We start from the raw sequence: 3830 nt of genomic DNA, 5'->3' as shown, positions 1-3830 counted from the left end.
GCAGGCCGCTTTCTCGCGACAAGCGATGGCGGCTGGTCGAAATCGTCGAGCGGGCGAAATAACGAGCGGGAGTAACGTATGATTCAGGTAGAAAGCATGCTGAATGTCGCCGACAACTCAGGTGCGAAAACCGTGCAGTGCATCAAAGTGCTCGGTGGTACCCGGCGGAGATACGCAAGCGTTGGCGATATTATCGTCGTCGCTGTAAAATCTGCTCTGCCCAATTCGGCGATCAAGAAAGGGTCGGTCGAGAAGGCAGTCGTGGTCCGGACGCATAAGGAATACAAGCGGCCCGACGGAACCTACATCAGATTCGATGACAATGCGTGCGTGATCATCGATGCAAACAAGAACCCGAAAGGCAAGCGCATCTTCGGGCCCGTGGCGCGCGAGCTGCGCGAGAAGGATTATATGAAAATCATTTCTCTCGCCCCTGAGGTCCTGTGAGGAGTTTGGATATGGCAAATGCAAAATACAAACTTCGCAAAGAAGATCTTGTCCAGGTTATAGCTGGCAAGGACAAGGGAAAACAGGGGAAAATCCTGAAGATCGACCATGAAAAAGGCCGCGTTATTATCGCCGGCATCAACATGGTCAAAAAAGCGATGAAAAAGAAATCGCAGACTGATCGTGGCGGCATCGTCGAGGTTGAAGCACCGCTTCATATTTCGAATGTGATGATTATCTGCAAGAAGTGCAACAAGCCCGTCCGCATTGGCTACAAGTTTGAGGGCGAGATCAAGAAACGGGTTTGCAGAAAATGCGGGGAGGTCCTTTGATGGCAGAAGCGAAAGTATACATTCCCCGGCTTAAAAAGCTTTACCGCGAAAAAGTCGCGCCGGAACTGTTCACAGAACTCGGGTACACTTCGAAAATGCAGGTGCCTCGTCTGGTCAAGGTTATCGTTTCGATGGGCGTCGGCGAAGCGCGCGAGAACAAAAAACTTCTCGATGCGGCAGTCGGCGATATTGAAATTATCACCGGCCAGCATGCAGTCAAAACGAAGGCGAAGAAATCCATTGCGAATTTCAAGATCCGCAAAGGACAGGAAATTGGAGCGCGCGTAACCCTGCGTGGAAACCAGATGTGGGAATTCCTCGACAGGCTCATGAACGTAGCGCTTCCACGCGTAAAGGATTTCCGCGGCGTCAACCCGAATGGGTTTGATGGTCATGGCAATTATACCCTTGGTCTTACTGAGCAGATCATTTTCCCGGAAATTGATTTCGATAAGATCGAGAAAGTAATGGGGCTTAGCGTCTCGATTGTAACAACAGCCGAGACTGACACGGAGGCGAAGAGCCTTCTTGCCAAGCTGGGCATGCCCTTCAGAAGATAAGGAAGGCGTACATGGCTCGGAAAGCGATGATTTTGAAGGCGTTGAAAACGCCGAAATATTCCACTCGTCTGGTTCGTCGGTGCAAGATCTGCGGTAGATCCCGCGGTTACATGAGAAAATTCGATATGTGCCGCATTTGCTTCCGGAAGCTCGCTTCCGAAGGCAAGTTGCCGGGCGTTACAAAGTCGAGCTGGTAGGAGGGTGCAATGAGCGTATCTGATCCCATTGCGGACATGCTGACCAAAATCCGGAATGCAAACGCAGCCCGGCACGAGAAAGTCGACATCCCGACTTCCAAACTCAAGCTTGAGATCGTAAAGATTCTCAAAACCGAGGGTTATATCAAGAATTTCAAGAAGATTCAGGCCGATGGACAGAACTTTATCCGGATTTTCCTCAAGTATGACGAGGAAAACAATCCCATCATTCACGGATTGAGCAAGGTTTCCAAGCCAGGCAGACGAGTCTATACCGGCTATCGCGAGATGCCGCGCATACTCAATGGTTATGGAATCATGGTCATCTCGACTTCCGATGGCGTTATCACCGGCCGAAAAGCCGTTGAAAAGCAGGTCGGCGGCGAGCTCATCTGCACGGTCTGGTAAGGCGAGGTACTAGTATGTCGAGAATTGGAATGCGGCCTGTGGCGATCCCTCAGGGAGTGAAGGTTACTGTCGAGCCGACAGTCTTCCATGTCGAGGGACCGAAAGGCAGGCTTTCTCAGGAATACCGCCCCGATGTTGCAATCGCTGTCAAGAATGGCGAAGCTGTCGTGGAGCGCAAGAACGATTCCAAACAGGCGAAAGCATATCATGGCCTCTATAGAAGCTTGCTGAACAGCATGGTGACCGGCGTCAGCCAAGGTTTCAAGCGTGCGCTTGTGATCAATGGCGTCGGATATCGAGCCGAAGTGCAGGGGAATTTCCTGGTGCTCAGCATTGGTTATTCGACCGATGTTGTTGCGGTTATCCCCGATGGACTCAAGGTTTCCGTAGAGCAGAATGGTCAGAAGGTTGTCATCGAAGGCATCGATCTCGCCAAGGTTGGCAAGTTCGCCAGTGAAGTGCGGTCTCTCCGCGAACCCGAGCCCTATAAAGGCAAGGGCATCCGCTACGAAGAAGAGAAAATCCGCAGGAAAGTCGGCAAGACCGGTGTGAAGTGAGGCATAGAGCATGAGCGTGAGAGAACTATCTGATAAGATTCGCAAGCGCGATCGGCGCAGAACCCACGTGCGCAAGACAATCGTGGGCACGGCTGAAAAGCCTCGCATGACGGTGTTTCGCTCAAATCTGCACCTTTATGTGCAAGTGATCGATGATACACTAGGGCATACGCTCGCGAGTGTGTCCACCATGGAGCAGCAGTTCCGCAGCCTCAGGGCGACAGTGCAAACCGGTGGTGTGCTTGGCGAAGAAATCGGCAAACGGCTCCTGGAAAAAGGCATTACCCAGGTAGTGTTCGACAGAAACGGCTATAAGTACCACGGCATTGTCAAAGCGATTGCCGATGGGGCCAGAAAAGCCGGCATCAAATTCTAGGGGGCGGGTGTGGAAAGAACAAGAAGAGATGATTCCGGTGTGCAGGACGGCTACACCGAAAAACTGATTCAGCTGAACCGAACTGCCAAGGTTGTAAAGGGCGGTCGGAGATTTTCCTTCTCTGCGCTGACCGTGGTTGGCGACAAGCAGGGCCACGTCGGCTTTGGTTTCGGTAAGGCAAACGATGTCACCGAGGCGATTCGCAAGAGTGTCGAGCGGGCGAAAAGAGCGATGGTAACAGTTCCGGTAAAGCATGGCACCCTGCCGCACGAAGTGACCGGGCTCTATAAAGCTACTACCGTTTACATGAAACCAGCCTGCCCGGGCTCGGGAGTCATTGCGGGCGGCCCTGTGCGAGCGATTCTCGAATGTGCTGGTTATACCGATATCATTTCCAAGTGTGTCGGTTCCAGGACATCGGTCAATGTCGTGCGCGCTGTGTTTTTAGGCCTTGACCAATTGCTCGATGCGCAGACTATCGCAAAGAATCGGGGCAAGACGCTCAAAGATATGTGGAGTTGATCATGGCCAGAATTCAGATAACACTAGTTCGCAGCACGATCGGTCAGAAGCCAAACGCGCGTGCGACTGTCCGCTGTCTCGGACTGCGGAAAATCGGTTCGAGCACCATCCAGGAAGCGAGCCCGCAAATCCTTGGCATGGTGAACAGAGTAAGGCATCTCGTTGAAACCAAGGAGGTGGAGTGATGACGGATTTCAATCTCCACGCCCCTGAAGGTGCGAAGAAAAGAAAGCACATTGTTGGCCGGGGAGACGGTTCCGGCTGGGGTGGCACCGCAGGCCGCGGCAACAAAGGTCAGCAGTCGAGATCGGGTGGGAAGACCTATCCCGGCTTCGAAGGTGGCCAGATGCCGCTGTACAGGCGTCTGCCTCATCGCGGTTTTTCCAATTACCCATTCCGCAAGGAATACCAGATTGTGAACATCCGGGATC

10 protein-coding genes are annotated in these 3830 nt (G+C 52.7%); all 10 read left to right on the top strand.

The genetic code is table 11. The features are described 5' to 3' along the window. Positions 1 to 78 precede the first annotated feature (78 nt). A complete protein-coding gene (gene rplN / locus GAP13_RS12810) occupies positions 79 to 447 on the top strand; it encodes a 50S ribosomal protein L14 (protein WP_158908682.1) in 369 nt (122 codons plus the stop codon). Between the two features lie 11 nt (positions 448 to 458). Beyond that, positions 459 to 779, top strand: a complete 321-nt coding sequence (gene rplX / locus GAP13_RS12805) for a 50S ribosomal protein L24 (RefSeq protein ID WP_158908681.1) — start codon at positions 459 to 461, stop codon at positions 777 to 779. Then, on the top strand, positions 779 to 1339 hold the full coding sequence (rplE, locus tag GAP13_RS12800; protein ID WP_158908680.1) for a 50S ribosomal protein L5: 561 nt from the start codon (positions 779 to 781) through the stop codon (positions 1337 to 1339). The genes rplX and rplE overlap by 1 nt, the downstream gene beginning before the upstream one ends. An 11-nt stretch (positions 1340 to 1350) precedes the next feature. Next, positions 1351 to 1536: a type Z 30S ribosomal protein S14 gene (locus tag GAP13_RS12795; RefSeq protein WP_158908679.1), complete on the top strand. Its 186-nt coding sequence runs from the start codon at positions 1351 to 1353 to the stop codon at positions 1534 to 1536. A gap of 9 nt (positions 1537 to 1545) precedes the next feature. Then, a complete protein-coding gene (rpsH, locus tag GAP13_RS12790; protein WP_158908678.1) occupies positions 1546 to 1944 on the top strand; it encodes a 30S ribosomal protein S8 in 399 nt (132 codons plus the stop codon). Positions 1945 to 1958: 14 nt separating this feature from the next. Continuing rightward, a complete protein-coding gene (gene rplF / locus GAP13_RS12785) occupies positions 1959 to 2501 on the top strand; it encodes a 50S ribosomal protein L6 (protein ID WP_158908677.1) in 543 nt (180 codons plus the stop codon). Positions 2502 to 2511: 10 nt separating this feature from the next. Next, the gene (rplR, locus tag GAP13_RS12780) at positions 2512 to 2877 is read left to right on the top strand and encodes a 50S ribosomal protein L18 (RefSeq protein WP_158908676.1); all 366 of its coding nucleotides are present in this window, start codon (positions 2512 to 2514) and stop codon (positions 2875 to 2877) included. Positions 2878 to 2886: 9 nt separating this feature from the next. Next, on the top strand, positions 2887 to 3399 hold the full coding sequence (rpsE, locus tag GAP13_RS12775) for a 30S ribosomal protein S5 (protein WP_158908675.1): 513 nt from the start codon (positions 2887 to 2889) through the stop codon (positions 3397 to 3399). 2 nt (positions 3400 to 3401) lie between these two features. Further along, complete coding sequence (gene rpmD, locus GAP13_RS12770) at positions 3402 to 3584, top strand: 50S ribosomal protein L30 (protein ID WP_158908674.1); 183 nt, start codon at positions 3402 to 3404, stop codon at positions 3582 to 3584. Further along, the coding region (rplO, locus tag GAP13_RS12765) for a 50S ribosomal protein L15 (protein ID WP_158908673.1) at positions 3584 to 3830 on the top strand (247 nt) is incomplete at its 3' end. The genes rpmD and rplO, both read left to right, overlap by 1 nt.

Origin of the sequence: Rectinema subterraneum, assembly GCA_009768935.1 — a bacterium.
In the GTDB taxonomy this organism is placed as follows: Bacteria; Spirochaetota; Spirochaetia; order Treponematales; family Rectinemataceae; genus Rectinema; species Rectinema subterraneum.
The sequence above is the reverse complement of the archived record's forward strand: the minus strand, read 5'-3'. Positions and strand labels throughout refer to the sequence as shown.

Coding starts and splice junctions, on each gene's coding strand:
- rplR (WP_158908676.1), top strand. CDS start 2,512: ATGAGCGTGAGAGAACTATCTGATAAGATTCGCAAGCGCGATCGGCGC.
- GAP13_RS12795 (WP_158908679.1), top strand. CDS start 1,351: ATGGCTCGGAAAGCGATGATTTTGAAGGCGTTGAAAACGCCGAAATAT.
- rplN (WP_158908682.1), top strand. CDS start 79: ATGATTCAGGTAGAAAGCATGCTGAATGTCGCCGACAACTCAGGTGCG.
- rpsH (WP_158908678.1), top strand. CDS start 1,546: ATGAGCGTATCTGATCCCATTGCGGACATGCTGACCAAAATCCGGAAT.
- rplE (WP_158908680.1), top strand. CDS start 779: ATGGCAGAAGCGAAAGTATACATTCCCCGGCTTAAAAAGCTTTACCGC.
- rplX (WP_158908681.1), top strand. CDS start 459: ATGGCAAATGCAAAATACAAACTTCGCAAAGAAGATCTTGTCCAGGTT.
- rpmD (WP_158908674.1), top strand. CDS start 3,402: ATGGCCAGAATTCAGATAACACTAGTTCGCAGCACGATCGGTCAGAAG.
- rplF (WP_158908677.1), top strand. CDS start 1,959: ATGTCGAGAATTGGAATGCGGCCTGTGGCGATCCCTCAGGGAGTGAAG.